Below are 26,160 nucleotides of genomic sequence, written 5' to 3' on the forward strand. Positions count from 1 at the left end.
TTCAGGGCGTGCTGAAGCCATGCCGGCGCAGGATATCCACGCCTTGGGGCGAACGCACGAAGGCAATGAACCGCAGTGCCTCGTCACGCTTGCCACTGGCCTTCACCACCGCCAGCGGATAGGTGATCCCGCCCTTGACCGGCACCTCGAAGGCGCGTTTCACCCGGTCGGGCATGGCCTGCGCATCGGTGGCATAGACGAACCCGGCATCCACTTCGCCGCGCGACACGTAATCCAGAGACTGCCGCACGTTCTGCGTGGTGATCGCCTTGGCCTGCACCGCGGTCCACAGCCCCGCTGCCTGCAGCGCGCCCCGCGCATAGCTGCCTACCGGCACGCTGTCCGGATTGCCGACCGCGATACGCTTCACCGCGGGCTGCGCCAGCGATGGCAGGCCGGTCAGGCGCGCCGTGCTGCGGGTCGGCACGATCACCCACAAAGCGTTGCGCGCGAACACCTGGCGCGTATCGGCGTCCACCTCGCCCCCCTGCACGGCCTTGTCCATCGTGGCTTCATCGGCGGACGCGAATACATCCACCGGCGCGCCGCGCACGATCTGCTGGAGCAGCACGCCGGACGCGGCGAAGTTCAGGTCCACCTTGCTGCCGGGATGCGCCTTCTCGTACGCGCCGGCGATCTCGCGGAAGCTTTCGGTCAGGCTGGAGGCAGCCGATACAGTGAGGTCGGCCGCCGCCAACGGCGCACTGGCCAGCAGCAGCAACGTCGCGATCAGGGTTTTCATCCGGGGCTCCTGCAGCATGCGGGTATCAAGGCCCGCGCGCAGCGGCTGCTGCGGCGGCGGCGACGGTGGGAACGCCGGGCGTCGCCGGCTCATGACCGGGTTCGCACAGCGAGCAGCCTTCGCTCCAGACACTGTCGCCTCCCTCGTAGTGTTCCTGTTTCCAGATCGGGCTGCGGTGCTTCACCGCTTCGATCAGCGCACGGCATGCCTTGAAGGCCTCGTCGCGATGCGGGCTTCCTGCGGCCACCACGACCGCGACGTCGCCCACCGCAAGGCGGCCCTTGGCATGGGCGACATACAGCTTCAGCAGCGGCCCGTGGGCAGCGCGCACCTCGGCCACCAGGCGCTCGAACTCCGCCAGCACCAGCGGATCGAACAGGTCATAGCTGATGCCCAGCACCGCGCGCCCCTGATTCAGATCGCGCACCTTGCCGATGAAGACATCGATGCCACCAAAACCGGGATCGGAGACGAAGCCGATACCCTCTGCCGGATCAATGGCGTCGCGTTCGCGCTCGACGATCTTCCAGGTGTCCTGTCGCTGCATGCTCAGCCTCCACTGACCGGTGGCAGGATCGCCACGCGGCCATCCTCGGGCAGCGCATCCTGGTCACGCAGCACGCGCTGCTGATCGGCGAAGGCCGAATACTCCAGCAGCCCCGCACGGAACGCTGGCCAGCGCGTGGGCAACAGATCGCGCAGCGCGCTGCGCAGGTCCGCCACCCGGTCGCCGCTGACCTGCAGCCGGATCTCCCGCGCCGCATCCAGTTCCGAAAATGCCCCAAACAACTGCACGGTCATTTCTCTCATGTGATCTCCTGCGGGGCGGGCACGTGCGCTGCAAACCGCAGCGCGTCGGCATGCCCCCAACTGAATACCTGCACCGCGCTGCCCGCCGCGGCCTGCTCGCCCGCCCCGTCCAGCACTGCCCAGCCCGTTGCCTGTACCGTCGCCTGCAGCCGGAACGATTCCTGGCCTGCCAACGGCCGCGCCGTCAGCCGCCCACTGGCATCTGCCTGGATGACCGCACGCGTGTGGAAGCGCAGCCCGGGCGGCGTGGCCGTGTCGCTGGCCAGTGCCACCTGCACGCCCTGCTCATCCACCAGGCCCAGCATGCGGCGCAGCATCGGCTCGACGAAGAAGCGCTGGCCGACGGCGGTCGACGCCGGATTGCCGGGCAGGCCGAAGTACGCCGTGCCGTCCGCCAGCACGGCGAACAGCAGCGGTTTGCCGGGCCTGATCGCCACCTTGTGGAACACGATCCGGGCGCCGCGCGCACGCAGGGCATCGGGGATGAAATCGTAGCGGCCGGCCGATACCGCACCGGTGCTCAACATGATCTGCGCCCCCGCGGCCAGCGCTTCGTCCAAGGCTCGGTTGAAGCGTTCCACCTCATCACCCACCACGACGTCGGCAACCACCTCGGCACCCGCCGCAGCGAGCCGGGCAACCAGATACGGCCGGTTGCTGTCGCGGATCTGGCCGGACTGGAGGGCCTGTGTGGCATCGCTGACCAGCTCTTTACCGGTGGCGATGATGGCCACACGGGGCCGTGCCCGCACGCTCACCGTACCGATGCCGATCGCGTGCAGCAGCGTCACGGCGTTGGTATCGAGCAGTGTGCCGCCCGCCAGTATCTGCTCGCCGGTCGCCACGTCCTGGCCACGGCGGCGCACGAACTGGCCGGGCGTCACGACCGCGCGCAGGCGGATCCGCGTGGGGCGACCGTCCGCTGTCTGCAGTACCTCTACGTCTTCGATCGGCACCACGCTGTCCAGCCCCTCCGGCAGCCGGGCACCGGTCATGATCTCCCAGGCCCCCGCGTCGGCGACCGCACCGTCATCGCCCGCCGCCTGCCAGCCTCGGATATCGAACTCGGCGCCCTGATCGGCGGCTTCGCCGGCCAATCGAAGCGCGAAACCGTCCATGGCCGAGTTGTCGAACGGGGGCAGACATTGCCCACTGCGGACGGCGTCTGCCAGCACCCGGCCGGTGGACGCTGCCACCGACACCGTTTCGGCCGGCTGCAGCCCGGCGGCGTCGCGTACCAGCCGCACGGCGTGGTCATAGGGGATCATCGGTGCTGCCCGCCCTGCACCATCGCCAGCGCGTGGCCGAGCAACGGCGCCAGTATGTCCAGGCATTGCGTCGCGGCGCGCGGGCTTCCGGGCAAGGCGAAGACCAGCATGCCGCCCACCTGCACCACCTCGGCACGGCTCAGCCACGCGGTCGGCGTGTGCTGCGCACTGAGTGCGCGCAGCATCTGCGCCAAGCCGGTAACCGGCCGTCCGCCGAGCGACTGCAGCGCTTCGGGCGAAAGATCGCGCGGACCCAGCCCGGTACCGCCCGTGCACAGACACAACTGCACACCGGCGTCGGCCAGCGCCCTCACCTGCGCGGCAAGCGGTTCGATCCCATCCGGCAGCACCTCACTGGCCACGACGTCGGCGCCCAGCGCCTGCAGGCCCGCCACCAGGATCGGGCCGGACCGGTCTTCGTACTGACCCTCGCTGGCGCGGTCGCTCAGGGTCAGCACCGCACTGCGCGCACCGTCCAGCCGGTACGCCGCACGCGGCGCATAGCGCTGGGTTTCCCGCTCATCCATGCCCTGCGGGTGGACCCACAGGCCGCGTTTGCCGCCTTCCTTGAACAACAGGCGGATGCCGCTGATCTCCAGCGCAGGCTCCACCGGCTTGCTCAGGTCATACAGGGTCAGCAGCGCTGCGTTGACGCCCGCCAGCGCTTCCATCTCGACGCCGGTACGCGCCTCGCTGGCACACTCACACCAGACCCGGATCGCGTTGCGCTCGGGCACGGCGGCGCAGTGCACACGTACCAGTTCCAGCGGCAGCGGGTGGCACAGCGGCATCAACGCTGAGGCCATCTTCGCGCCCTGCAGACCGGCTATCTCGGCCATCACCAGCGCATCGCCCTTGGGCAGGCGGCGCTCGACGATCAGCGGATACGCCACCGGCCCGGCAAGCAGTTCACCCACGGCAACCGCGCGACGACGGGTGACGCGCTTGTCGCGCACGTCCGCCATGTGGAAGGCCGCGCTCATGTCCTCACTCATTGTCTTTCTCATCCTCCAATGGAGGCCAGGTGCGGGATCAAACCCGTCTGGCCCTGGTGCAATCCGTGTCCGGCCGCCTTCAACCCGAGCTGGGTGGTGATGCGGGCCAGCAGGGCATCGAAATCGTCGTCGGACTGCAGCAGCGGGCGTAGCGGCACACCGAACTCGCCGAACAGGCACAGCCGCAGGTCGCCACGCGCGGTGACCCGCAGGCGATTGCAGCCGGCGCAGAAATCACGTGCGTACGGGGCGATGATGCCGACCGTTCCGCGATGTCCAGGATGGCCGAATTCGCGCGCCGGGCCGGCATCGGCTCCACGCGGCCGTTCGCTCCAGCCTGCCGCCAGCAGCTGCGCGATGATCACATCGGCGCGCAGGTGATGGCGTTCGAAATAGGCTTCGTTGTCGCCGGTGCGCATCAGCTCGATGAAGCGGATGCTGACCGGGCGCTCGCGCAGGAAGTCCATCCACTGCGGCAGCTCGTCATCGTTGAGGCCGCGCAGCAGCACCGCGTTGAGTTTCACCGACGGCAGCTCCAGCGCCTGCGCCATCTGCAGCCCCTGCAGGATCTCGGGCAGCCGGTCGTGACCGGTGATGGCCTTGAAGCGATCGCGCTGCAGGCTGTCCATGCTGACGTTGAGCGCGGTCAATCCCGCCCGGCGCCATCCCGGCAGCCGTCTCGGCAGCTGGGTGCCGTTGGTGGTGATCGCCACCTTGCGGATACCCGGCACGGCCGCCACGGTTTCGATGATCGCATCGAGATCCCTGCGCAGGCTGGGCTCGCCGCCGGTAAGCCGGATCTTGTGCATGCCCAGCGCCGCGAACGCGCGCACCAACCGGCCGATTTCGTCCAGCGCGAGAAAGCGCGGACGCCCATCGGCCTGGTAGCCGTCCGGTAGGCAATAGCTGCAGCTGAAATTGCAGGCTTCGGTCAGCGAAAGACGCAGGTACGGGAAGCGCCGGCCAAAGCCATCGCTGAGCGGCGGCGCCGCCGCTGATCCTGCTGCTGTGTCTGCGCGCTGCGCCATGTCCTGACCTTGCCTGCGTTCTTCATGCATAGCGATCAAGGCTAACCGCCGCGGCGTCGACAGGGCATGACTGAGCCGCTTGAACCCTGCCGCGCAGAGGCCTGTTCGGCCGGTGCCGCGTGTAGCCGCCTGGTTCATCGCCTGCGGAAGCGCGCGCGACGACTGCACGAAGCTGCACGAACGTGCACGCAATTACGGCTTTTGGGCTAAGATGACGTGCCCGCCATGCTCTGGATGCCCCATGCGCCCTCTCCCTATGCTGATTGCCCTGCCCGCTGGCGGATGCGGGACGGCCTCGTCGACGACGGCCGCGGCCCGATGAGCGGCCCCGACGCGCTGCCGGGCGAACGCCAGCACTACATCCTGCGCGTGTTGCGCGACGAAGGTCGCGTGCTCGCCGCGCCACTGGCCGAGCATTTCGGCGTGTCGGAAGACTCCATCCGCCGCGACCTGCGTGAGCTGGACCAACGCGGTCTGTGCCGTCGCGTCCATGGCGGCGCATTGCCGCTGACGCCTGCGTTTCCGCCCCTGGCCGAGCGACAGCAGCATCAGTCGTCACGCAAACACGCGCTGGCGCTGAGCGCCGTCAGCCTGCTGCAGCCCGGCAACGTCGTCGCACTGGATGCGGGCTCGACCAACAGCGCGATTGCGGCGGCCCTGCCCGGTGACCGCGCCTTGCGCGTGGTGACCAACGCGCCGGACATCGCCCTGGTGCTGATGGGGCGCGGCGACATCGAGGTCACCCTGATCGGTGGACGCCTGGATGCGCGCTCCGGCGCAGTGCTTGGGGCGCAGGCGCTGGAGCAGTTGGCCACGCTGCGGGTCGATGTGGGCTTCATCGGTACCTGCGCCCTGGACAGCGAAGGGGAGGCGTGGGCCATCGACGGCGAGGAGGCCGCTTTCAAGCGCGCGTTGCTGCGCTGCTGTGATCGTTTCGTGGTGGTGGCCATGACGGAAAAACTGGGCGCCGTGGGCGCGCACCGTATCGGCCGGCGTGATCAGGTCGACACCGTGCTGGTCGAAGCCGATGCGCCTGCCGCCTTCATCGACGGCCTGCGCCAGCGTGGCGTGGCGGTCCTGCCCAGCCCTGACACTGCTGCCTGACTCCTGCCTGGAAAACGTCACGATGAACGATCTGTCCCGCCCTGCCGCCTTGCGCCAGCAGCACGCTACACGCGCGGTGTTCTTCCTGCCCGGCTTCGCCATCGCGGCGTGGGCGCCGCTGGTGCCGTTCGCCAAGATGCGTACGGGGTTGGACGAGGGCACGCTGGGGCTCGCGCTGCTCTGCCTCGGCGCAGGCTCGCTGCTGGCGATGCCGGTCGCCGGTGCGTTGGCCGCGCGTTTCGGCTGCCGCGCCCTGATGTTGGCCACGCTGGCACTGGCTTGCCTGGCGCTGCCCTTTCTCGCCGTGGCACCGAATGCCTTTGCGCTGGCTGGCGCGTTGTTCGTGTTTGGTGCGGGCGTGGGGGCCTGCGACTGCGTCATGAACCTGCAGGCGGTCATGGTGGAGCGCGATGCACAGCGGCCGATGATGTCGGGCTTCCACGCGTTCTACAGCATCGGCGGCGCGGTGGGTGCAGCGGCGATGACGGCGCTGCTTGCGCTGGGTGCGGCGCCGTGGGTCGGCGCGTGCCTGCTGGTCGCGGTGATGGGGGTGGTCATCCTCCTGGCCGCGTCGCACTGGCGCCGTGAGCGCGCCCCCGGTGATGCGCCGATGTTCGCCATCCCGCGCGGGGTGGTGCTGCTGATCGGCGCCCTGTGCTTCGTCGCCTTCCTGTGCGAAGGGGTCATGCTGGACTGGAGCGCGGTGTTCCTGCATGAAGTGCAGGCGGTGCCGGCGGGTCGCGCAGGGCTCGGCTTCCTGGTGTTTTCGGTGGCGATGACCGTCACCCGCCTGTTCGGTGACCGGGTGGTCGCCCGGCTGGGCGCCCTGCGTGCGGTACTGGCGGGGGCGGCACTCGGCGCGGGGGGACTGCTGATGGCCACGTTCGCCGACACGCTTCCCCTCGCGTTGTCGGGCTACGCGTTGGTGGGCCTGGGGTGCGCGAACATCGTGCCGGTGCTGTTCACCCTTGCCGGCAACCAGAAGGCCATGCCGGAAAGCCTGGCGATTCCGGCGGTGACCACGCTGGGCTATGCGGGCGTCCTGGCCGGACCGGCGCTGGTCGGGTTTGTCGCGCACCTGAGCAGCCTGGTGGTCGCCTTCGTACTGGTGGCCATCGCCCTGCTGCTGGTCGGCATCGGCGCGCGCGCGATCGGTGCGGGCTCACGGCGCGGGCCGCAGCGGTAGCGCCGAGCCGTGCTCGGCGGCTGTTGGTTCTGTGCCCCGGAAACACTCCGCCGAGCATGGCTCGGCGCTACCGGGGGCGCGTCTCNAGTGCCCGGAAACACTCCGCCGAGCGTGGCTCGGCGCTACCGGGGGCGCGTCTCGCGACGGAGCCTGCGGTGGTCGCGCCGCCAGCCGCAGTACGGTAGCGCCGAGCCATGCTCGGCGGCTGTTGGTTCAGTGCCCGGAAACACTCCGCCGAGCGTGCCTCGGCGCTACCGGGGGCGGGTCTCGCGACGGAGCCTGCGGTGATCGCGCCGCGGGCCGCAGTACGGTAGCGCCGAGCCGTGCTCGGCGGCTGTTGGTTCAGTGCCCCGGAAACACTCCGCCGAGCGTGGCTCGGCGCTACCCGTGCGGGGCGTGCGGGGCGTGCGCCGGCGTTACCGGAGCAGGCCGCGGCGGCGGAACCACCATTCCAACGGCAACGTGGCCAGCGGTGGCACGGCCGCGACGATGGCGAGCAGCGTGGCCCACCACGGCCAGCGCAGTCGCAGCGCAGCGACCACGGTCACGGCCAGATAGGCCATGAACGCCACGCCATGCAACCGGCCAAACCACCACACCACCGACTCGGTGGCCTGCGGGCCGTATTTCAACCACATGCCCAGCAGCAGGCCGGCCCACGTGAGGGCCTCGAAAAACGCCGTCCAGGCGAACACGCGGCCCATCGGACTGATCGGGGGTAAAGGCTTCAACAGAAACTCCGGTGGCCGCTTGCAGGAATACGGATGATACGCATCCGCAGCCGATACTCATGCTGCACCGACGCTTGCAGGCTCTGGAATCCGGTGATAGCGTCGTAATTACTCCGTAATTACAAAGGTCATCGGCATGACCCGTGTCTGGAATACCCTTGAGCAGCAGCGCCAGGAGCGCCTGCAACGCGCCGCCCAAGCCGGCTTGGCGCGCGAGGTGCCGCACGCCCGCGTGATCGACCTGTTCGAAGCCGTCATCGAGCCCGGTGACCGCGTCTGTCTGGAAGGCAACAACCAGAAGCAGGCCGACTTTCTGGCCGAATCGCTGGCCCAGGTCAATCCGGAACGGGTGCGCGACCTGCACATGGTGCAGTCCGTACTCTCCCTGCCCTCGCATCTGGACGTGTTCGAGCGCGGCATCGCCAAGCGCCTGGATTTCTCCTTCTCCGGTCCACAGGGCGGTCGTCTTGCGGGTCTGGTGGCTGAAGGACGCATCGACATCGGCGCGATCCATACCTATCTGGAACTGTTCGGCCGCTACTTCATCGACCTCACCCCGAAAGTCGCCCTGATCGCCGCCCAGGCAGCGGACCGCCATGGCAATCTCTATACGGGTCCGAACACCGAAGACACCCCGGTCATCGTCGAAGCCACCGCCTTCCGCGGCGGCATCGTCATCGCCCAGGTCAACGAGATCGTCGATACCCTCCCCCGCGTCGACATCCCGGCGGACTGGGTCGATTTCGTGACCCTCGCGCCGCGCCCCAACTACATCGAACCGCTGTTCACCCGCGATCCGGCACAGATCTCCGAGATCCAGGTGCTGATGGCGATGATGGCGATCAAAGGCATCTACGCGGAGTACGGGGTGCAGCGCCTCAACCATGGCATCGGCTTCGATACCGCGGCGATCGAACTGCTGCTGCCCACGTACGGCGAATCGCTGGGGCTGAAAGGCAAGATCGGCAGCCACTGGGCACTCAATCCGCATCCGGCGCTGATCCCGGCCATCGAATCCGGCTTCGTCAAATCCGTGCATTCGTTCGGCTCGGAACTGGGCATGGAGAAGTACATCCAGGCGCGTCCCGATGTGTTCTTCACCGGTGCCGACGGCAGCATGCGGTCCAACCGGGCGTTCTCGCAGACCGCCGGCCTGTATGCCTGCGACATGTTCATCGGATCCACCCTGCAGATCGACCTGCAGGGCAACAGTTCCACCGCCACGCGCGACCGCATCGCCGGCTTCGGCGGCGCGCCCAACATGGGATCGGATGCACGCGGCCGTCGCCACGCCAGTCCGGCCTGGCTGAAGGCAGGCGCGGAAGCGGCACTGCCCGGCCAGATGCCGCGCGGTCGCAAGCTGGTGGTGCAGATGGTGGAAACCTTCCGCGAACACATGGCACCGGCCTTCGTCGACCGGCTGGATGCCTGGGAGCTGGCCGAGCGCGCGAACATGCCCCTGCCGCCGGTGATGATCTACGGCGACGACGTGACTCACATCCTGACCGAGGAAGGCATCGCCAACCTGCTGCTGTGCCGCACCCCGGAAGAACGCGAACAGGCGATACGCGGTGTCGCCGGCTACACCGCCGTGGGCATGGGCCGCGACAAAGCAATGGTGGAGAACCTGCGCGACCGTGGTGTGATCCGCCGCGCCGAGGACCTGGGCGTACGCAGCCGCGACGCCACGCGCGATCTGCTCGCCGCGCGCTCGATCAAGGATCTCGTGCACTGGTCCGGCGGCCTGTACGACCCGCCCAAACGCTTCCGCAACTGGTAAGGGACAGCATCCATGGAAACCCTCCGTTATCGTTTTCCCGGTGAGCGCCTGCTGGGCGCCGCCGATCTGCACGCCCTGGTCGGCGTGGTCGCCTCGGGCAATCTGGAAGTACTGGTCGAAGCGGTGCCGCTTGATGGCCACATGGAGATCGACGTGATCACCTCGGCCCGCGGCTTCGGTGAGATCTGGCAGGCGGTGCTGGCCGACTTCGCCGCACGCCATCCGCTGCGCGATGTCCGACTGTCCATCAATGATGCGGGGGCGACGCCGGCCGTGGTGAGCCTGCGCCTGCAGCAGGCACTGGAAGCGCTCGACGAGCAGGGACAACAGCCATGAGCCAGCGCAGTTACTACGAAGCCGATGCCCGCGAGCGCATCGCTGGCCTGCTCGATGCCGGCAGCTTCACCGAATACTACGGTCCGCGCCGGCGCACCATCAGCCCGCACCTGGCCCAGCTGGACGTACCCGGGGCGTTCGACGATGGCATCGTCGTCGGCGCAGGCAAGTTGCGGGGCCGCGCGGTGCTGGTGGCCGCGCAGCAGGGCGCCTTCATGGGCGGCGGCGTGGGCGAAGTGCATGGCGCCAAACTGACCGGCCTGCTGGAACGCGCCCGCAGCGAGCGCCCGGACGCGGTGCTGCTGCTGCTGGACAGCGGTGGTGTGCGCTTGCACGAGGCCAACGCGGGCCTGATTGCGATTTCCGAGATCATGCGCGCCGTGCTGGCGGCACGCGCGGAAGGCATCCCGGTGCTGGCGCTGGTCGGCAGCGGGAACGGGGCCTTCGGTGGCATGGGCATCGTTGCCCGCTGCTGCACCGCGGTGCTGATGTCCGAAGAAGGCCGCTTGTCATTGTCCGGCCCTGAAGTCATTGAAACGGTGCGGGGCGTGGAAGAGTTCGACTCGCGCGACCGCGCCCTGGTGTGGCGGGTCACCGGCGGCAAGCACCGTTACCTTATCGGCGAGGCAGACCAGCTGGTCGCCGACCGGATGGACGCGTTCGTCGACGCCGCCGTGGCGGCCCTCGATGCCGGCGATGCGGCAGGAACCGACGACCCGCTTGCGTCGCTGGAGCAGGCCCAGCGCAAGCTGGAGGCACGCATCGCCGCCTATGGCGCGTGCCGCGATGGCCTGGATATCTGGACCCTGCAGGGCATCGCCCAGCCCCAGCGACTGCCCCTGCTCGATACCCCCGCCTTCCTCGATGCGGTTGCCGCGCGGAGCCTGCCATGAAGCTCGATCAACTGCTGCCTGCCCTGTTCCCGGCCGGCCACGCCATTGCCCGCAACGATGACGTACTGACCGGAACCGCCACCACCGGCGTGGGCGAGGTCACGGTCATCGGCACCGCCAACAAGCTCGAGGTGGGCGTTGATCACGCGCTGGCGCTGTCGGCCTGCGTCCTGGCCAGCACCCGTGCGCATCCGCAGCGCCCCATCGTGATGCTGGTCGATACGGCGGGCCAGCGGCTGGCGCGCCGCGATGAACTGCTGGGCATCAATGGGTGTTTCGCGCACCTCGCGCGCAGCCTGGAGCTCGCGCGTCGGCGCGGTGCGCCGTTGATCAGCCTGGTGTATGGCGAGTCCGTGAGTGGAGGATTCCTGTCCTTCGGCCTGATGGCGGACCGCATCTTCGCGCTTCCCGAGGCCCAGGTCCGGGTGATGGATCTGCGTGCGATGGCGCGGGTCACCAAGCAGCCGCTGGAGAAGCTGCAGGCGTTGAGCACCAGCTCCCCGGTGTTCGCGCCCGGCGTCGACAACTATGTGCGGATGGGCGCGGTGGAAGCGGTGTGGGAGGGCGATCTTGCGGTCGCGCTGGAGGCAGCGCTCGCCGCGCCACCGACCCGCGACCTGCGCCGCGAACGCGGCCTGCAACGCGGCGGACGCCTGCTGGCACACGACGTCGCCTGCGCCGTAGCGGCGGGCGAGGCCTGAGCCATGCAGCGCCACGATCTGGCCTGGATCGACCCGCAGGCGGACTTCACCGCGCTGACCCCGCAGGCCGAAGCCCGTCTGCGCGCCTGGTTGCGGGCACGGCTGCCGGTGGTCATTGCGCGGCGCGATCCGGCAACCGATGGCGATCAGCTGCGGCTCGGCGTGCCCTTGCCACTGGCCGAACAGCGCCAGCGCCTGGCCTTGCGCGCACCGCGCGGTGCGGTCCTGCGCCACGCGCCGCCGCCGTCGCTGCAGGCGGTGCTGGAAACCTGCAGCGGCAGCTGGCGGCCCGCCCTGCACGCGCTGCATCAGCAGTGCAGCGGACGGGGGCTGGCACCGCGCGTGTTCGGCAGCCACGGCTGGCAGGCGGTCACCGGACGTGAGTACGTACATCCTGGCTCGGACCTCGACCTGCTGTGGGAGGTCGATGATCAGCATGCCGCGACAGCGATCTGCACGCTGTTGCAGCACTGGGAATCCGTGCATCGTCTGCGTGCCGATGGCGAATTGCGATTCGCCGGTGGACAGGCGGTGAACTGGCGCGAATACGCCAGCGATGCACCGCGGGTGCTGGTGAAGGCCGATGCGGCCTGCTGGCTGGCGACGCGCGACGCGCTGGGCGCAGATGCGTGCGCCGACAGGCGTCAGCCTGCATGAACGCGCTCGCGATCCCCTGCCCTTCCCCCTTTCCGCGCGCACCCGCGCACCGGCTGGGCCGCATGGCCATCGCCGCGCTGCACGCCGAGCTGGCCTGCAGTCCGAAACCCGGCCTGGTGACCCCCTTCAGTCGTGGCAGTCACCGCGACATGGATGCCGGCACCTTCATGCGCAGCCTGTTCGCGCTGCGCGGTTATTTCGTGGCGATCGCCGCACAGGGCCCCACCGCGCAGCGATTCGCGTCGCTGCGACAGCTCGGCCTCAGCGCGGAGCAGGCAATGGGCGCAGCGACCGGCGGCATCAACACCCACCGCGGGGCCATCTTCAGCCTGGGCCTGCTGGTCGCACACGCGTCGCGGCTGTACGTCCAACAGGGTCGCCCGGCCCCGGCCGAGACGGTGTGCGCCGATGTTGCACGGTGGCGCGATGACCTGCTGGACGCCCCCTTGGACCCGCGCAGTCCGGGACAGCGTGCGCGTGCCCTGCACGGCGTCGCCGGTGTCCGCGAACAAGCCGCCGCTGGATTTCCCCTGCTGCAGGGGGTCGGAGTGCCAGCGCTCCGCGCGGCCTTGGCCGACGGGCTGGATCCCGCAACCGCGCATGTGCAGACCCTGATGCAACTGATCGCAGTGGCGGACGACCTCAACCTGCTGCATCGCGGCGGACGTGAGGGATTGGCGTTCGCGCAGGCGAGCGCACGGGAGTTCCTGGCCAGCGGAGGCGTCCATGCGGCGGGCTGGTCGGCACGCCTGCGGCACCTCGGCCATGCATTCGAGCAGCGTCGGTTGAGCCCTGGCGGCAGCGCAGACCTGCTTGCCTGCAGCGTGTTCCTGCTGATGCAGGAGCGCATGCCATGACGCTCGCGCTCCTGTGCCCCGGCCAGGGTGGGCAACAGCCCGGCATGTTCGATCGCCTTGCCGCGTCGGCGGCCGCCGCGCCGATGCTGGAGGTGCTTGCGCAGCTGCTTGGTGCGGCACCGGCCACGCTGGCGGCGGACCCGGACCGGTTCCGCAATGCCATGGCTCAGCCTCTGGTCTGTGCAGCGGCGCTGGGCCATTGGCTCGCCCTTCGCGATCACCTCCCTCCCCCACGGGTGGTGGCCGGCTACAGCGCGGGCGAACTCGCCGCTCACGCGGTGGCTGGCAGCCTGGAGCCGGCGCAGTGCCTGCAACTGGCCATCGACCGCGCGGCGGCCATGGACGCCGCAGCGCCCGCCGACGGCGGACTGCTGGCGGTGATCGGGCTGGAGCGCGGCGTCATCGACGCGCTGTGCCGCGACCACGGTGTCTTCGTCGCCATCGTCAACGGCGACGACCACGTCGTGCTGGGGGGGCAACGCCCTGCGCTGGATGCGCTGCAGGCCGCAGCCGAATCCCGTGGCGCGCGCAGCGTGCCGCTGCCGGTGTCGGTGCCAGCTCACACCCCTTTGCTGGCCAGCGCGGCGGCGGCGTTCGCCCAGCGTCTTGCGGTGACCGGGCTGCATGCGCCGCGCACGCGGTTGTTGGCCGGCATCGACGGTCGCAGCGTGGTCACCGTGGAACAGGTCCGCCGCTCACTGGCGAAGCAGATCGAACAGACCGTGCAGTGGCAGACGGTCATGCAGCAGGCCGTCGAACACGGTGCCCGCGTGTTCCTGGAGCTTGGCCCGGGCAGTGCATTGAGCCGGCGCGCCCGTGAGCTGCATCCGCAGCTGCAGGCACGCTCGGTGGAAGAGTTCCACACGCTGGAGGGCGTGCTGGAGTGGGTGCAGGCGGCCTGTGCGCGCGCATGAGCGCACGCACCGGTCAGAACGTACACGCAGTACCCCTGGATGGCGGGCCGCCATCCGAGCTGGTTGACCAGGTGTCTCGGGAGGGCGCATGAGTCCAGAAATCGCAACGATCATCGGACTGGTGATCATGTTCATCGTGGCCACGGCCCTGCCCATCAACATGGGCGCCGTCGGCTTTGCATTGGCGTTCATCGTCGGCGGCATCTGGGTCGGGATGGACGGAAAGGAAGTGCTGGCCGGCTTCCCGGGTGACCTGTTCCTGACCCTGGTCGGCATCACGTATCTGTTCGCGATCGCGCAGAAGAACGGCACGATCGACCTGCTGGTGCATTGGGCAGTGAAAGCCGTGCGCGGCCACATCGTGGCCATCCCCTGGGTGATGTTCGTGGTCACCGCGGTGCTGACGGCCTTCGGCGCCCTGGGCCCCGCTGCGGTCGCGATCATCGGGCCGGTCGCGCTGCGCTTTGCCAAGCAGTACCGGATCAATCCGCTGATGATGGGCCTGCTGGTGATCCATGGCGCGCAGGCCGGCGGTTTCTCGCCGATCAGCGTGTACGGTGGCATCACCAACCAGGTCGTGCAGAAGGCCGGGCTGGAAGTCACGGAAATGGCCGTGTTCCTGACCAGCCTGGGCTTCAACACCCTGATGGCCTTCATCTGCTTCTTTGCGTTCGGCGGCATCGCGCTGATGCGCCGCGGACCCGAGCTTGCATCCGAGCCGATGGTCGCCGGCGTGCAGGCTTCGTCGCGGCAGTTCGCCATTGAAGGCCATGGCGCGGTGGTCAGTGCCGGCGGTGGCACGCTGTCCAACGATCCCTTGGCACTGGAAGAGGTGCGGCTCAACCGCGACCGCCTGATCACCTTGATCGGCCTGCTCGGCCTGGGTGTTGCCGCACTGGTCTACGACCTCAACGTGGGCCTCGTCGCGATCACCGTAGCGGTGGCCATTGCGTTGGCTTCGCCGAGTGCACAGAAGGGCGCGGTGGATGGCATCAGCTGGTCGACGGTGCTGTTGATCAGCGGTGTGGTCACCTACGTTGCGGTACTGCAGAAGGCCGGTGCGGTCGATTTCGTGGGCCATGGCGTGGGCGCCATCGGCATCCCGCTGCTCGGCGCGCTGCTGGTCTGCTACGTGGGTGGCATCGTCTCGGCATTCGCCTCGTCGGCTGCCGTGTTGGGGGCCACCATCCCGTTGGCGGTGCCGTTCCTGATGCAGGGCCATCTCAGCGCGGCGGGTGTGATCTGTGCGCTGGCGGTGTCCTCCACGGTGGTGGATGTCAGCCCGTTCTCGACCAATGGCGCGCTGGTGGTGGCATCGGCCGCGAAGGAAGAACGCGAAGCCCTGTTCCGCCGCTTCCTGGTGTACAGCGGGCTGGTCGTGGCCTTCGGTCCGCTGCTGGCATGGCTGTTGTTCGTGGTGCCGGGCTGGATGTAAGGCCCACCGGTGCATCGAGGGTGGCGCAACCGCGTCACCCTCGGTGGCAGCGATTAAACTATCCCTTCCTGCATTCGATCACCTGACCATGCCCTTGGCCCCCGGCCCCCGCAGAAGCAACCGTCGCGTGCCGCTCTACGAAGAAGTCGCCGAACAGCTGCGGCAGAAGATCTACGACTATCTGCTGCCACCGGGTGAGTGGATCGACGAACCGGCGCTGGCGGAAGAGCTGGGCATCAGCCGTACGCCGCTGCGCGAAAGCCTGAAGCTGCTGGCTGCCGAAGGCCTGGTGCAGATCGACGCCGGCCGTGGCAGCCGGGTGACGCGGCTCACGCTGGAAGACCTGAACCAACTGTTTCCGGTGATGGCGATGCTGGAAGGCCGCTGCGCGCACGACGCCGTGCGGCGCATCGACGACGACGGCATCGCGCACCTGCAGGCACTGCACGACGCCATGGAAAGTGCTGCGGCAAGCGGGGACCTGGCGGAGTACTACCGCAACAACTACCTGATCCACGAATCGTTGCAGACCCATGCAGGCAACCCCTGGCTTATCCGGGTGACCCATGATCTGCACCGCATCCTGAAGATGCACCGGGGCCGGCAGTTGCTGACGCCCGGGCGCATGGCCCAGTCCTTGGCCGAGCATCGCGAACTGATGGCCTGCATCAGCCGCCGCGACGCGCAGGCGGCGGAAGCGACGATGAACCGTCACCTGCTCAGCCAGGGTGAAGCACTGGCCGCCTATGTGGCCGCAGGGGGGCAACTCAATGTGCCCGCCCCGCTGCCACGCGAAGGCGGCATCTGAAGGGTAGTGACGGCCGCTGGCCGTCAAGCTCCAGCTGGCCGTCAAGCGTCCAACGTCGCCTTCAGCGCAACGCGACACTCACCGCACGCAGCAGCTCGGACAGGTTGAACGGCTTCGGCAGCAATGCCATGCCCGGCCCCAGGAACTCATTGCGGACCGTCGCGCGCTCGGTATAGCCGGTGATGAACAGCACCGGCAGGCGTGGCCTGAGTTCCCGCGCGGCATCGGCCAGCTCGCGTCCATTCATGCCCGGCAGGCCGACATCGGACAGCAGCAGTGCGATGCTGTCGTCATCGCGCAGTTCACGCAGCGCCTGGCGTGCATCACCTACGGCCACCACGTCATAGCCGGCCTCGCGCAGCATGTCCTGCACCATCTGACGCACAGAGTCGGTATCGTCCACCACCAGCACGCGCTCCAGCCGTCCGCTGGGTGTATCGCGGTGCGCGTCCACCGGCAGTATCCGCGCGGCATCGCCCAACGGCAGCAGCAGCTCCACTTCGGTACCCACACCGGGCTCGCTGCTGATGCGCGCCACGCCGCCACTCTGTCGTGCGAAACCATACGTCATCGACAGGCCCAACCCGGTGCCCTCGCCCTGCGGCTTGGTGGTGAAGAAGGGCTCGAACACCTTCTTCAGCAGATGCGCCTCGATGCCACTGCCGTTGTCCATCACCTTGACGCTGATGTAGTCACCGGCCGCCAATGCGTAATCGCCGTCCACCCGCGCGCGCTCGCCGCGGATGCGGATCAGCCCGTTTCCGCCCAGCGCATCGCGCGCATTGATCACCAGGTTCAACACCACGCTTTCGAACTGGTTCGGATCGGCCAGCGCGACCAACGGCTCGTCGCCCAGCTCGAACTCGAGCTCGATGTTCTCACCGATGGTCCGCCGCAGCAGGTCTTCCAGCGAGTGGATGCACGCACTGACATTGAACGGACGCGGATCCAGCGGCTGTTTGCGGGCAAACGCCAGCATGCGCTGGGTCAGCGCCGCCGCGCGCGTGGCGGAACTGGACGCTGCTTCGGTATATCGCCCCAGGCGCTCCAGCTTGCCGGTGCTGGCCGCCAGCTCGATCATGTCCAGGCCGGAAATGATCGTGGTCAACAGGTTGTTGAAATCATGCGCGATGCCGCCGGTAAGCTGGCCCAGCGCATCCATTTTCTGCGCTTGCAGCAGCTCGGCTTCGGTCCGTTCGCGCTCGGCGATCTGGTAGGCCAGTTCGCGGCGCTGTTCGCGGTCGCGCTCATGGTGGGCGGTGATGTCTTCCACCACCACCAGGCCCAGATCCGGCTGTTGATACGGGGTCAGCCGCCACTGGGTCATGCGCGGGTTGCCCGCCGGATTGGGCAGCGCCACGGTGCCTTGCCAGCGTTCGCGCCGATGCAGCGCGTCACGCAGGCCATCGATGAACTCGCCTGCATTGCCCAGCCGTTCCAGCGGCATGCCCGTCGCCGCCTGGCTTCCCAGCAGCCGGACGAACGCCTCGTTGGCGTCGTGCACTTTCAGTTCCGCATCCAGCACGGCGATCGGTGCATTGATCTGGCGGAATATCTCGCCGAAACGCGCCTCGGCCTCGCGCAGGGCGTCTTCGGCACGCCGTGCACGCAGCAGGCTGCGCAGTGTGGCGAGCAGCACATCCGGGTCCACCGGGTGCACCAGATAGCCATCCGCGCCGGCATCCAGGCCGGTGATCATGTCACCGGTGCTGATCGAAGCCGCGGACACATGCACGATCGGCAGCAGCGCCGTACGCGGCTGCGCACGCAGTTCGCGCACCACGTCGAAACCGCTCATGTCCGGCAGGTTCACATCCAGCACCAATGCCGCGTAGTCGCGGGCAGCCACGGCATCCAGTCCCTCCTGGCCGGTGCCTGCTTCGTCTACCTGGTAGCCGTGGTGTTCCAGCACGCGCCGCACCGAATAGCGCGTGGCGATGTTGTCGTCCACCACCAGCAGCCGGTCACTCTGCTGCACGGGGCACCTCCGCGCTGGCCACCAGCTTCACCGGCAGCACCACGAAGAACTCCGAGCCCTCCCCCGGCACGCTGTTCATGCCGACATGGCCACCGAGCAGGGTGGCGAAACGCTTGCACAGCGACAGCCCCAGGCCGGTGCCACGCAGGCGCTTCTGCAACGGCGAATCCACCTGCATGAAGTCTTCGAACAAGGCCGCCTGCATGTCGAGGGGGATGCCGATGCCGGTGTCATGCACGCTGAAGCGCACCGCATCGGTTCCCTCCATCTGCGCGGAAACCACCACCCGGCCACGCGGGGTGAACTTCAAGGCATTGGAGATGTAGTTGCGCAGGATCTGCGCCAGCTTCTTGTCATCGGTGTACAGCATCGGCAGCCGCGGCGGGGCGACGAACTCCAGATCGATCTGGTTGCCCTCCAGCAGCGGCCGGAACATGCCGCGCAGCGCGGTGAACAGGTCCATCAGATCGAACCAGCCCGGCGAGATGGTGATCCGCCCCGCCTCGATCTTGGCCAGGTCCAGCAGGTCATCGACCATCTCGCGCAGCTCGCTGGCCGCGTTGCTGATGAAGGTCACCTGCTGCCGCTGGCCGCTGCTCAGCTCGCCGTCCATGCCATCGGTCAACAGCCGGGTCATGCTCAGGATCGACCCCAGCGGGGTGCGGAATTCATGGCTCATGTAGGACAGGAAACGGCTTTTCAGCTCGGACACCTGGCGCAGTTGTTCTGCCTGCTGGTCCAGCTCGCCATACAGCGCCACCACGCCCTGGTTGGTTTCGTCCAGCTCTGCGCGCAGCGCTTCGTTTTCCTGCCGCAGCCGGTCGAGCTCCTGCGGGTCCGGCACATCGTTGACGGTCATTCAAACGCTCCTGCACGCAGCGCGACGACGCAGACATCGTCGCGACCACGATCAAAATCACGGTGCAGCACGGCCACCACCAACGCTGGGTGGCGATGCTGCAGCCCCGGGTAATCACGCATGCTCCAACGCGCCTGGAGCCCGTCGCTGTGCATCACCATCAGCGTGCCAGCCGGTGCGTGAAGGGCAAATGCCTGGGCCTTGCGGTACTGCACGCCGACGATGCCGGGCATGGACGCCATGCCGCGCGACGTGTCGGCGATCAGCAGGCTGCCGGCGATGTTGCCCACGCCAGCGAAGTCGATCGCGCCGTTGTCCAGCGACAGGCAGGCCACGGCCGCCGCTCCCCCGCGCGAGCCGGAAAGTCCGGCATGCAGGCGTGCGATGCGATCCACGGCACCCTCGCCCGCTGGCGCCAGTGCTGACGCGCGCACCCCGGCTTCAGACGCCGCGGCGGCCAGTACGCCGTGGCCCAGCCCGTCGATCATGGTCAAGGTCAGCTGGCGGGCCTGCACCTGCAGGTGCCATGCATCGCCGCAGGCGTCTTCGTGCTTGATCGGCAGGCGGACGGCACCGTAGGCAAGGTCCGCATTGCGTGGGGCGCGCTCGGCATGGATGCGTGCGAGCACGACCGTGCCGCGGTCATCGCTCCACACGTCCATGACCCGTGACTGACGGGCGATCACGCCCATGCCCAGACCTTGGCTGCCACCGGTCGAGTAGCCGTCCTGCAGGGCCTGCGCGAGCACGAACCCCGGGCCGCGATCGATCGTGCACAGCTCCACGCCCAGGCCGTCGTGGCCGGCGATCACGGAAAGATACATGCGGCCACCGCCGCCATGGCGCCACAGATTCGTGGCCAGTTCGGTGGCGGCCAGCGCAACGCGTCCGGCATCCCCTTCGTTGAATCCGGCTTGGCTCGCCAGCGACAGCGCTTCGCGTCGCGCCTGGCCGACCTGAGTGGTTTCTTCGATGGTGACAACGCGGGTGACAGGGCCGGAAAAGTTCAGGTCCATTTGGTGATCGTGACCCGTGTGCCTTCACCGGGCGCGCTGTCCAGCGCGAAATCGTCCACCAGTCGCCGCGACCCGGACAGGCCGAGGCCCATTCCGGAACCCGACGACCAGCCGTCGGTGAGTGCCTTCACCTGGTCCGGGATGCCCGGCCCCTGGTCGGCGAACACCAGCTGGATGCCTTTGCGGACGCCGCGCTCGACGGTGGTCCAGTGCATGTCGCCACCGCCGCCGTAGATCACCGCATTGCGTGCCAGCTCGCTGGCGGCGGTGACCAGCTTGGTCTGGTCGACCAGCCGCAGACCGAACGCCACGGCCAGCTGGCGGACCGTCTGCCGGGCCACGACCACGTCCTGTTCGATGCGCACGGGAATGGAACCGCTGTGGGCGATCATGAGTCGGCGTCGCGTTGCTGGAGCAGCTTCATCCCGCGCTCGACGTTCAGCGCGGTACGCACACCGCGCAGGTCCAGGCCCAGCTCCACCAGGGTGATCGCCACCGCCGGCTGCATGCCCACCACCACGGTGGTCGCATCCATGATGCGGGCCAGCGCGGAGATCGTCGAAATCATGCGGCCGATGAACGAGTCGACGATATCCAGCGCCGAAATGTCGATCAGCACGCCACGTGCGGAGGTGCGCTGGATCTTCTCGGTGAGGTCATCCTGCAGGGTCAGCGCCAACTGGTCGTGCATGTCCACCTGGATGGTCACCAGCAGCAGATCGCCCATCTGCAGGATCGGGATGCGATCCATCTCAGCCGGCCACCTTGGTCACGGTCTGGCCGGTACGCTTCAGCGCCAGCGCCAACGCATCGGCCAGGTTGGCCTTGGTGACGATGCCCTGCAGGTCCAGCCCCAGGTGCACGATGGTCTGCGCGATCTGCGGACGCACGCCGCTGATGATCGCGTCGGCGCCCATCAGGCGGATGGCGGTGACGGTCTTCAACAGGTGCTGGGCCACCAGGGTGTCCACGGTGGGCACGCCGGTGATGTCGATGATGGCGATTTCCGAACCGGTATCGACGATGCGCTGCAGCAGCGATTCCATCACCACCTGGGTGCGCTGCGAATCCAGCGTGCCGATCATCGGCAGTGCCAGTACGCCTTCCCACAGCTTGACCACCGGCGTCGACAGTTCCAGCATCTCTTCCTGCTGGCGCTGGATCACTTCCTCGCGCGACTTCTGGAACGCCTTGACCGTATGCAGGCCCAGCAGGTCCAGCAGTTCGGACAGCGCCCACATCTGGTCGCCCAGCTGCTGCGGATTGTCCACGAAGCCCGCCTGCACCTGCTCGAACAGCGGGCGCTTGAGCGAGAACACGAACTGCGCGGTCTCCGACGAGTTGAAGCCGCGACGCGCGCGGTCCGCACTCAGCTCTTCAAGGAAACGCCGCAGCGACAGCCACTCCGCTCCCTGCAGAGAGCCCGCATCGGCGGCGGAGATCGCCTGCTGGAACAAGCGCCAGTACTCGCGCAGCTGACCATCCAGCTCCAGCGGTGAAATCCGGTTGTCCAGCCCCTGCCCACCGGCGGCAAGCGTCTGCTGCCACTGCGCGAGGATCTGCTCCTCGTTGCGGCGGATGAGGTCGAGGGTGCGCTGCTGCAATGCCGCCATGAAAGTATCCTGGAATGTTCGGGGGGCGCCTGTACCGACATGCGGTCAAGTCAATCGTCCGTGCCTGACAAGGCGCTGCATGCCTGCATTAACGTCATACGCGGCATTCCCTGTCCAACACAGCCCCGTCATTACGCAATCAGCAATGTGTTCGCGACGTGAAGATGCTCAGTCACTGACGGGATCGTTGCGCTGCAAGGAGATGCGTCCCACCCTGCGCTTTTCCACGGACAGAACGCGCAGACGGACACCGGCGTGCTCGACCACGTCACCCGGCACCGGCATCCGGTCGAGCGCATGCAGCACCAGCCCGGACAGCGTCTGGTAATCGCCCTCACGGGTAAAGCGGATGCCTGCATGACGTTGCAGGTCATCCAGCGTCAGCCTGCCGTCGGCCTCCCAGTGGCCCGCGCCGATTTCCTGGATGCCGTACTCCTCGCCCTGCGTATCGGCGAGGTCACCGGCAATGGCGGCCAGCAGGTCGTTGGCGGTCACCAGGCCCTCCACGCCACCGTATTCGTCCACCGCCACCGCCAGCGGCACCGGGTGCTGGCGTATCAGCTCCAGCACCTGCAGCGCGCTGGCCGTGGACGATACGAACTGCGCGTCGCGCAGGCTGGCCTCCAGCTGCAGCGGCCTGCCCTGCAGCAGATTGGCCAGCAGGTCGCGGCTCTGCACCACGCCGCGCAGGCGATCCAGGTCGCCGTCTGCGACCAGCAGCCGGGTGTGCGGGCTGGCGATCAGCCGGGCGATCACGTCCTCCTGGCCGCGGCTGATGTCCAGCCACTGCACGTCGGTGCGCACGGTCATCACGCTGGACACCGGTCGCTCGGCCAGTGTCAGCACGCTGCGGATCATGTCCTGTTCGGCCGGCTGCAGACGCTCGCTGGCATCGCCATCGCGGTCCGGATCATCGTCACGCGGCGAGCCGGCATCGCGTGCGCCGAACATGCGCATCACCGCGTCGGCCGTGCGCTGGCGGAACGGGACCCGCTGGGCATCCCGCTCGCGGTTGAAGCCCACCCACTGGTTGAAGGACTCGACCAGGATGGAGAACGCGATCGCGGCATACAGATAGCCCTTCGGAATCTTGAAGCCCAGCCCCTCGGCCACCAGGCTGAAGCCGATCATCAGCAGGAAGCCCAGGCACAGCACCACCACCGTGGGATGCTTGTTGACGAAGCGGGTGAGCGGTTTGCTGGCCAGCAACATCAACGCCATCGCGATGGTGACTGCCGCATACATCACGCCCAGGTTGTCGACCATGCCGACGGCGGTGATCACCGAGTCCAGCGAGAACACCGCATCGAGCACCACGATCTGGGCGACGACGGTGCCGAAGCTCGCATAGACCCGGTTGCCACCGTCCTCATGCGTACGCCCTTCCAGCCGTTCGTGCAGCTCCATGGTGCCTTTGAACAGCAGGAACAGGCCGCCGGCCAGCAGGATCAGGTCGCGGCCGGAAAAATCATGGCCGAGCACCGCGATCAGCGGCTCGTTGAGTTTCATGATCCACGACAGCGCGGCCAGCAGGACAAGCCGCATCAGCAGCGCCAGCGTCAGCCCGATCACCCGCGCGCGGTCACGCTGGTGTGGCGGCAGCTTGTCGGCCAGGATCGCGATGAAGACCAGGTTGTCGATGCCGAGCACGATCTCCAGCACCACCAGGGTTGCAAGCCCCATCCATATCGAGGGGTCAGCCAGCCATTCCATGATTCGTTCTTTTCAGTCGTTGAGGGGGATGAAGCGTTCGATGCTCAGGGGCCATCGTCCTGCGCGCGTGCCGGATCGTGGCCCAGCAGGTCGCCAGGCGTGCAGCGCAGCTCGCGGCAGATCGCATCCAGGGTGGAAAAACGAATCGCGCGCGCCTTGCCGGTCTTCAGGATCGACAGATTGGCCAGGGTGATGTCGATGCGCCCGGCCAGCTCGGACAGGGTCATGCCGCGTTCCAGCAGCATGCGGTCGAGGGTGATGACGATCGCCATCAGACCACGCCGTCCAGGTCCTCGCGCATGGCCGTGCCAACCGCGAACACATGCGCGATCACGAACAGCATCAGGACCGCGATAAGCCCGGTGATGGACATGCCGCCCCCCACTTCCATCCACGCGAACTGCGGGCCCATCCAGCTGGCGTAAAGGCCGATGACGATCGACAGCAGCTCCATCGCCAGCATCAGCCAGGCCATGCGCTGCAGGCGTGTCACGTTGCCGCGGGTGAACGGCTGCTGCTCACGCACCGAGCGCACCAGCCGCTGCAGGTGGCGCAGGAAGACCAGCCCCAAGGCCAACAGCACCACGATCGCCAGCAGGCCGGCGCTGAAGTGCAGCAGCAGATGGGGGACGTCGCCGTGTTCGGCAACGACGCGGGCATCGACTGAATCCAGCAGACGCGCGGGGCGATGGAACACCAGCGGAACAGCACACAGGGCGCCCAGGATGCCCAGCCAGCACATCGCCGTGACGGCGCGGATGGCGGCATGGGTCAGGTTGAAGATACCGCGCGATCTCGGCGCACGGTAGGTACGGCTTGGCACGAAGCCTCCGGCAGATGGTCACCGGAAGAGCGACCCGCCTTATTGATAAACGATAAACGCGGTCGTGTCCAGCGGCCCCGCGCGACGATCCCGTGGCGGGCACTGCCGCGAGGAGGCGCGGCTGCGGGTCGCTACATCCGGTCCAGCGCCGCGCGCAGTGCCGCCACCTGCTCTGTGCCGGACTGCAGGTGGTCCGCCTCCAGCCCGGACAGCGCAGGATTGTAGTGGTGCATCGTGGAGCTGACCCGGACCTTGGCCGAGGCGTGCAGCTCCCGGCAGCCGGTGCGCAGGGCAATCGCCGCGATGCGATCGGCGGTGATGCCCGCACCGGCCATCACCGCGATGCGTCCGTCCGCCTGGTGCACGGTCGCGGCCAGTGCATCGGCGCCCTGCTCCGCCGACGCCTGCCCGCCCGAGCTGAGGACCCGGCTGCAGCCGAGCGCGATCACGTCCTCCAGCGCCCGCGACAGATCGCGGGCGGCATCGAAGGCGCGGTGGAAGGTCACCTGCATGCCGCCTGCCGCTTCGACCAGGCGCTGGCACAAGGGCACATCGACATCGCCATCGGCGGTCAACGCGCCCAGCACCACGCCATCCACGCCCAGCGTCCGGCAGTGCAGGATGTCTTCCCTCATCACCTGCGCTTCCCAGTCGCCGTAGCGGAAGTCGCCGGCCCGCGGCCGGATCAGCACGAACAGCGGCAGCTGCACGCGCTCGCGGGCGACCGCAAGCGTGCCATGCGACGGCGTGAGACCGCCGGACGCAAGATCGGCGAACAGTTCCACACGGTCCGCTCCTCCGGCCTGCGCGGCCAGTGCCGAGCCCACCCCATCGCAGGCGATTTCAAGTACGTGCGCGGCGCTCATGTCTGTTCGCTACGGTAGACCGACGCCGCATCGTGCAAGGCATCCTGGCGCTGCGTATCGCACACCGCGTACACGAACCCACGGTGCAGCGCATAGGCGCCGACGTCGCCATCCCGGTTCATCGCCAGGAAACAGACCTGCAGCGTGCGGCTGGCCTCGGGGCGCTTGCGCACGACCCGCGCGATCGCCTCGCGACAGGCCTCGGCCGGACTGCGGCCCTGGCGCATCAGTTCGACCACCAGGAACGAGGCCGCGTTGCGGATCATTTCTTCGCCCACCCCTGAGGCGGTGGCCGCGCCGACCTCGTTGTCGACGTACAGCCCCGCCCCGATGATCGGACTGTCGCCCACGCGGCCCTGCATCTTCCACGCCATGCCACTGGTGGTGCAGGCCCCGGCCAGCCGTCCCTGTGCGTCGAGGGCGAGGATCCCGAGGGTATCGTGGTTGCTGCTGTCGCCCGGAATGCTGCGTCGTTCGGCATTGATCTGTGGCGCGTACTCCGCAGTCTTCTGCCACGCCTTCCAGGCCTTCTCCGCCGCCGGCGTCAGCAGCTTTTCGCGCGGGAAGCCCTGCTCGATCGCGAACTGCCGGGCGCCCTGCCCGACCAGCATCACGTGCGGGGTATGTTCCATCACCCGCCGGGCCACCGACACCGGATGCAGGATGTCCACCAGCGCGGCCACTGAACCGCAGCGGCCATCGCCGTCCATGATGCTCGCGTCCAGGCTGAGGTTGCCATCGCGATCCGGATTGCCGCAGCGTCCCACCGTGGGGTTGCATAGCTCGCTTTCCGCCCAGCGTGCCCCCTGCTCCACCGCGTCGAGTGCACTGCCGCCGGCGGCGAGCGTCTTCCACGCCACCTGGTTGGCACCGACGCCGAAGTCCCAGGTGGACACCACCCTGGCGCCGGCAGCGGGTGCGGACCCGCGTGCGCCACGGGGCAACCCCAGTGCACCGATGGCCAGCGCGCCGGCCTGCAGGAAAGTTCTACGGTCGCTCATGCGGTGTCGCTCCAGATCGCCCATGCCATGCCCGGCCACCGGCCGG

General features: G+C 68.1%; 29 protein-coding genes. 11 read left to right on the forward strand and 18 right to left on the reverse strand.

The annotated features are described in order from the left end of the window. Position 1: 1 nt before the first annotated feature. The 6 genes from modA to moaA are packed head-to-tail and all read right to left on the reverse strand — an operon-like array spanning position 2 to position 4,843. Complete coding sequence (gene modA, locus IFT58_RS16090) at positions 2–742, reverse strand: molybdate ABC transporter substrate-binding protein (protein ID WP_192096106.1); 741 nt, start codon at positions 740–742, stop codon at positions 2–4. A 25-nt stretch (positions 743–767) separates the two neighbouring features. Continuing rightward, positions 768–1,289, reverse strand: coding sequence for a molybdenum cofactor biosynthesis protein MoaE (locus IFT58_RS16095; protein WP_192096108.1), 522 nt, complete (start codon positions 1,287–1,289; stop codon positions 768–770). Between the two features lie 2 nt (positions 1,290–1,291). Then, on the reverse strand, positions 1,292–1,552 hold the full coding sequence (locus tag IFT58_RS16100) for a MoaD/ThiS family protein (protein ID WP_188327122.1): 261 nt from the start codon (positions 1,550–1,552) through the stop codon (positions 1,292–1,294). Then, a complete protein-coding gene (gene glp, locus IFT58_RS16105; protein WP_192096109.1) occupies positions 1,549–2,820 on the reverse strand; it encodes a gephyrin-like molybdotransferase Glp in 1,272 nt (423 codons plus the stop codon). The genes IFT58_RS16100 and glp overlap by 4 nt, the downstream gene beginning before the upstream one ends. Beyond that, positions 2,817–3,815, reverse strand: a complete 999-nt coding sequence (moaCB, locus tag IFT58_RS16110) for a bifunctional molybdenum cofactor biosynthesis protein MoaC/MoaB (RefSeq protein WP_192096111.1) — start codon at positions 3,813–3,815, stop codon at positions 2,817–2,819. Before moaCB ends, glp begins: the two co-directional genes overlap by 4 nt. 8 nt (positions 3,816–3,823) lie before the next feature. Further along, positions 3,824–4,843 carry a GTP 3',8-cyclase MoaA gene (gene moaA, locus IFT58_RS16115; RefSeq protein WP_192096200.1) on the reverse strand — a complete coding sequence of 340 codons (1,020 nt, stop codon included), beginning with the start codon at positions 4,841–4,843 and terminating at the stop codon, positions 3,824–3,826. 318 nt (positions 4,844–5,161) lie between these two features. Between moaA and IFT58_RS16120 the strand changes: the two genes are divergently transcribed. Beyond that, positions 5,162–5,947, forward strand: coding sequence for a DeoR/GlpR family DNA-binding transcription regulator (locus IFT58_RS16120; protein ID WP_192096113.1), 786 nt, complete (start codon positions 5,162–5,164; stop codon positions 5,945–5,947). A gap of 22 nt (positions 5,948–5,969) precedes the next feature. Beyond that, positions 5,970–7,133 carry an MFS transporter gene (locus IFT58_RS16125; protein ID WP_192096115.1) on the forward strand — a complete coding sequence of 388 codons (1,164 nt, stop codon included), beginning with the start codon at positions 5,970–5,972 and terminating at the stop codon, positions 7,131–7,133. A gap of 416 nt (positions 7,134–7,549) precedes the next feature. Here IFT58_RS16125 and IFT58_RS16130 read toward each other — a convergent pair whose 3' ends face one another. Next, positions 7,550–7,837, reverse strand: a complete 288-nt coding sequence (locus IFT58_RS16130; RefSeq protein ID WP_192096201.1) for a DUF3817 domain-containing protein — start codon at positions 7,835–7,837, stop codon at positions 7,550–7,552. A gap of 163 nt (positions 7,838–8,000) precedes the next feature. Between IFT58_RS16130 and mdcA the strand changes: the two genes are divergently transcribed. The 9 genes from mdcA to IFT58_RS16175 all read left to right on the forward strand — a co-directional run bounded on the left by mdcA (position 8,001) and on the right by IFT58_RS16175 (position 16,245). Continuing rightward, positions 8,001–9,644 carry a malonate decarboxylase subunit alpha gene (gene mdcA, locus IFT58_RS16135; RefSeq protein WP_192096117.1) on the forward strand — a complete coding sequence of 548 codons (1,644 nt, stop codon included), beginning with the start codon at positions 8,001–8,003 and terminating at the stop codon, positions 9,642–9,644. 12 nt (positions 9,645–9,656) lie between these two features. Beyond that, positions 9,657–9,980, forward strand: coding sequence for a malonate decarboxylase acyl carrier protein (gene mdcC, locus IFT58_RS16140; RefSeq protein WP_192096119.1), 324 nt, complete (start codon positions 9,657–9,659; stop codon positions 9,978–9,980). Continuing rightward, positions 9,977–10,873, forward strand: coding sequence for a biotin-independent malonate decarboxylase subunit beta (locus tag IFT58_RS16145; RefSeq protein WP_192096121.1), 897 nt, complete (start codon positions 9,977–9,979; stop codon positions 10,871–10,873). Before mdcC ends, IFT58_RS16145 begins: the two co-directional genes overlap by 4 nt. Then, positions 10,870–11,574: a biotin-independent malonate decarboxylase subunit gamma gene (mdcE, locus tag IFT58_RS16150; RefSeq protein ID WP_192096123.1), complete on the forward strand. Its 705-nt coding sequence runs from the start codon at positions 10,870–10,872 to the stop codon at positions 11,572–11,574. The genes IFT58_RS16145 and mdcE overlap by 4 nt, the downstream gene beginning before the upstream one ends. Positions 11,575–11,577: 3 nt before the next feature. After that, complete coding sequence (gene mdcG, locus IFT58_RS16155) at positions 11,578–12,231, forward strand: malonate decarboxylase holo-[acyl-carrier-protein] synthase (protein ID WP_192096125.1); 654 nt, start codon at positions 11,578–11,580, stop codon at positions 12,229–12,231. Beyond that, the gene (gene mdcB / locus IFT58_RS16160; RefSeq protein ID WP_192079663.1) at positions 12,228–13,088 is read left to right on the forward strand and encodes a triphosphoribosyl-dephospho-CoA synthase MdcB; all 861 of its coding nucleotides are present in this window, start codon (positions 12,228–12,230) and stop codon (positions 13,086–13,088) included. Before mdcG ends, mdcB begins: the two co-directional genes overlap by 4 nt. Next, positions 13,085–14,002, forward strand: a complete 918-nt coding sequence (gene mdcH / locus IFT58_RS16165) for a malonate decarboxylase subunit epsilon (RefSeq protein ID WP_192079665.1) — start codon at positions 13,085–13,087, stop codon at positions 14,000–14,002. Before mdcB ends, mdcH begins: the two co-directional genes overlap by 4 nt. Before the next feature lie 88 nt (positions 14,003–14,090). After that, positions 14,091–15,437 (forward strand): SLC13 family permease, encoded by a 1,347-nt coding sequence (locus IFT58_RS16170; RefSeq protein WP_192096127.1) that lies wholly within the window; start codon positions 14,091–14,093, stop codon positions 15,435–15,437. An 88-nt stretch (positions 15,438–15,525) separates the two neighbouring features. Then, positions 15,526–16,245 (forward strand): GntR family transcriptional regulator, encoded by a 720-nt coding sequence (locus tag IFT58_RS16175; protein WP_192079669.1) that lies wholly within the window; start codon positions 15,526–15,528, stop codon positions 16,243–16,245. Between the two features lie 61 nt (positions 16,246–16,306). Here IFT58_RS16175 and IFT58_RS16180 read toward each other — a convergent pair whose 3' ends face one another. The 11 genes from IFT58_RS16180 to IFT58_RS16230 all read right to left on the reverse strand — a co-directional run bounded on the left by IFT58_RS16180 (position 16,307) and on the right by IFT58_RS16230 (position 26,114). After that, positions 16,307–18,223, reverse strand: a complete 1,917-nt coding sequence (locus IFT58_RS16180; protein ID WP_342029574.1) for a response regulator — start codon at positions 18,221–18,223, stop codon at positions 16,307–16,309. Next, positions 18,210–19,082 (reverse strand): HAMP domain-containing sensor histidine kinase, encoded by an 873-nt coding sequence (locus IFT58_RS16185; RefSeq protein ID WP_192079671.1) that lies wholly within the window; start codon positions 19,080–19,082, stop codon positions 18,210–18,212. Before IFT58_RS16185 ends, IFT58_RS16180 begins: the two co-directional genes overlap by 14 nt. Further along, entirely contained in the window at positions 19,079–20,098 is a 1,020-nt protein-coding gene (locus tag IFT58_RS16190; protein WP_192096129.1) for an ATP-binding protein, read from the reverse strand. Before IFT58_RS16190 ends, IFT58_RS16185 begins: the two co-directional genes overlap by 4 nt. Next, the gene (locus IFT58_RS16195; RefSeq protein WP_192096131.1) at positions 20,089–20,490 is read right to left on the reverse strand and encodes an ATP-binding protein; all 402 of its coding nucleotides are present in this window, start codon (positions 20,488–20,490) and stop codon (positions 20,089–20,091) included. The genes IFT58_RS16190 and IFT58_RS16195 overlap by 10 nt, the downstream gene beginning before the upstream one ends. Continuing rightward, positions 20,487–20,849 (reverse strand): STAS domain-containing protein, encoded by a 363-nt coding sequence (locus tag IFT58_RS16200; protein ID WP_188327103.1) that lies wholly within the window; start codon positions 20,847–20,849, stop codon positions 20,487–20,489. Before IFT58_RS16200 ends, IFT58_RS16195 begins: the two co-directional genes overlap by 4 nt. Position 20,850: 1 nt before the next feature. After that, entirely contained in the window at positions 20,851–21,711 is an 861-nt protein-coding gene (locus IFT58_RS16205) for an STAS domain-containing protein (protein WP_192079677.1), read from the reverse strand. Positions 21,712–21,879: 168 nt separating this feature from the next. Further along, entirely contained in the window at positions 21,880–23,424 is a 1,545-nt protein-coding gene (locus IFT58_RS16210; RefSeq protein WP_192096133.1) for a TerC family protein, read from the reverse strand. A 44-nt stretch (positions 23,425–23,468) separates the two neighbouring features. Then, on the reverse strand, positions 23,469–23,696 hold the full coding sequence (locus IFT58_RS16215; RefSeq protein WP_192079681.1) for a helix-turn-helix transcriptional regulator: 228 nt from the start codon (positions 23,694–23,696) through the stop codon (positions 23,469–23,471). Continuing rightward, on the reverse strand, positions 23,696–24,166 hold the full coding sequence (locus IFT58_RS16220) for a DUF2975 domain-containing protein (protein WP_192096203.1): 471 nt from the start codon (positions 24,164–24,166) through the stop codon (positions 23,696–23,698). Before IFT58_RS16220 ends, IFT58_RS16215 begins: the two co-directional genes overlap by 1 nt. A 212-nt stretch (positions 24,167–24,378) precedes the next feature. Next, positions 24,379–25,113: a copper homeostasis protein CutC gene (locus IFT58_RS16225; RefSeq protein WP_192079683.1), complete on the reverse strand. Its 735-nt coding sequence runs from the start codon at positions 25,111–25,113 to the stop codon at positions 24,379–24,381. After that, the gene (locus IFT58_RS16230; protein WP_192079685.1) at positions 25,110–26,114 is read right to left on the reverse strand and encodes a N(4)-(beta-N-acetylglucosaminyl)-L-asparaginase; all 1,005 of its coding nucleotides are present in this window, start codon (positions 26,112–26,114) and stop codon (positions 25,110–25,112) included. Before IFT58_RS16230 ends, IFT58_RS16225 begins: the two co-directional genes overlap by 4 nt. Between the last annotated feature and the right edge of the window lie 46 nt (positions 26,115–26,160).

This window comes from Stenotrophomonas sp. CFBP 13718, from assembly GCF_014842145.1.
Lineage (GTDB): Bacteria > Pseudomonadota > Gammaproteobacteria > Xanthomonadales > Xanthomonadaceae > Stenotrophomonas.

Excerpts from the sequence above, each read along its gene's own strand:
- modA (WP_192096106.1), bottom strand. The coding sequence starts at position 742 with ATGAAAACCCTGATCGCGACGTTGCTGCTGCTGGCCAGTGCGCCGTTG.
- IFT58_RS16095 (WP_192096108.1), bottom strand. The coding sequence starts at position 1,289 with ATGCAGCGACAGGACACCTGGAAGATCGTCGAGCGCGAACGCGACGCC.
- IFT58_RS16100 (WP_188327122.1), bottom strand. The coding sequence starts at position 1,552 with ATGAGAGAAATGACCGTGCAGTTGTTTGGGGCATTTTCGGAACTGGAT.
- glp (WP_192096109.1), bottom strand. The coding sequence starts at position 2,820 with ATGATCCCCTATGACCACGCCGTGCGGCTGGTACGCGACGCCGCCGGG.
- moaCB (WP_192096111.1), bottom strand. The coding sequence starts at position 3,815 with ATGAGTGAGGACATGAGCGCGGCCTTCCACATGGCGGACGTGCGCGAC.
- moaA (WP_192096200.1), bottom strand. The coding sequence starts at position 4,843 with ATGGCGCAGCGCGCAGACACAGCAGCAGGATCAGCGGCGGCGCCGCCG.
- IFT58_RS16120 (WP_192096113.1), top strand. The coding sequence starts at position 5,162 with ATGAGCGGCCCCGACGCGCTGCCGGGCGAACGCCAGCACTACATCCTG.
- IFT58_RS16125 (WP_192096115.1), top strand. The coding sequence starts at position 5,970 with ATGAACGATCTGTCCCGCCCTGCCGCCTTGCGCCAGCAGCACGCTACA.
- IFT58_RS16130 (WP_192096201.1), bottom strand. The coding sequence starts at position 7,837 with ATGGGCCGCGTGTTCGCCTGGACGGCGTTTTTCGAGGCCCTCACGTGG.
- mdcA (WP_192096117.1), top strand. The coding sequence starts at position 8,001 with ATGACCCGTGTCTGGAATACCCTTGAGCAGCAGCGCCAGGAGCGCCTG.
- mdcC (WP_192096119.1), top strand. The coding sequence starts at position 9,657 with ATGGAAACCCTCCGTTATCGTTTTCCCGGTGAGCGCCTGCTGGGCGCC.
- IFT58_RS16145 (WP_192096121.1), top strand. The coding sequence starts at position 9,977 with ATGAGCCAGCGCAGTTACTACGAAGCCGATGCCCGCGAGCGCATCGCT.
- mdcE (WP_192096123.1), top strand. The coding sequence starts at position 10,870 with ATGAAGCTCGATCAACTGCTGCCTGCCCTGTTCCCGGCCGGCCACGCC.
- mdcG (WP_192096125.1), top strand. The coding sequence starts at position 11,578 with ATGCAGCGCCACGATCTGGCCTGGATCGACCCGCAGGCGGACTTCACC.
- mdcB (WP_192079663.1), top strand. The coding sequence starts at position 12,228 with ATGAACGCGCTCGCGATCCCCTGCCCTTCCCCCTTTCCGCGCGCACCC.
- mdcH (WP_192079665.1), top strand. The coding sequence starts at position 13,085 with ATGACGCTCGCGCTCCTGTGCCCCGGCCAGGGTGGGCAACAGCCCGGC.
- IFT58_RS16170 (WP_192096127.1), top strand. The coding sequence starts at position 14,091 with ATGAGTCCAGAAATCGCAACGATCATCGGACTGGTGATCATGTTCATC.
- IFT58_RS16175 (WP_192079669.1), top strand. The coding sequence starts at position 15,526 with ATGCCCTTGGCCCCCGGCCCCCGCAGAAGCAACCGTCGCGTGCCGCTC.
- IFT58_RS16185 (WP_192079671.1), bottom strand. The coding sequence starts at position 19,082 with ATGACCGTCAACGATGTGCCGGACCCGCAGGAGCTCGACCGGCTGCGG.
- IFT58_RS16190 (WP_192096129.1), bottom strand. The coding sequence starts at position 20,098 with ATGGACCTGAACTTTTCCGGCCCTGTCACCCGCGTTGTCACCATCGAA.
- IFT58_RS16195 (WP_192096131.1), bottom strand. The coding sequence starts at position 20,490 with ATGATCGCCCACAGCGGTTCCATTCCCGTGCGCATCGAACAGGACGTG.
- IFT58_RS16200 (WP_188327103.1), bottom strand. The coding sequence starts at position 20,849 with ATGGATCGCATCCCGATCCTGCAGATGGGCGATCTGCTGCTGGTGACC.
- IFT58_RS16205 (WP_192079677.1), bottom strand. The coding sequence starts at position 21,711 with ATGGCGGCATTGCAGCAGCGCACCCTCGACCTCATCCGCCGCAACGAG.
- IFT58_RS16210 (WP_192096133.1), bottom strand. The coding sequence starts at position 23,424 with ATGGAATGGCTGGCTGACCCCTCGATATGGATGGGGCTTGCAACCCTG.
- IFT58_RS16215 (WP_192079681.1), bottom strand. The coding sequence starts at position 23,696 with ATGGCGATCGTCATCACCCTCGACCGCATGCTGCTGGAACGCGGCATG.
- IFT58_RS16220 (WP_192096203.1), bottom strand. The coding sequence starts at position 24,166 with ATGTGCTGGCTGGGCATCCTGGGCGCCCTGTGTGCTGTTCCGCTGGTG.
- IFT58_RS16225 (WP_192079683.1), bottom strand. The coding sequence starts at position 25,113 with ATGAGCGCCGCGCACGTACTTGAAATCGCCTGCGATGGGGTGGGCTCG.
- IFT58_RS16230 (WP_192079685.1), bottom strand. The coding sequence starts at position 26,114 with ATGAGCGACCGTAGAACTTTCCTGCAGGCCGGCGCGCTGGCCATCGGT.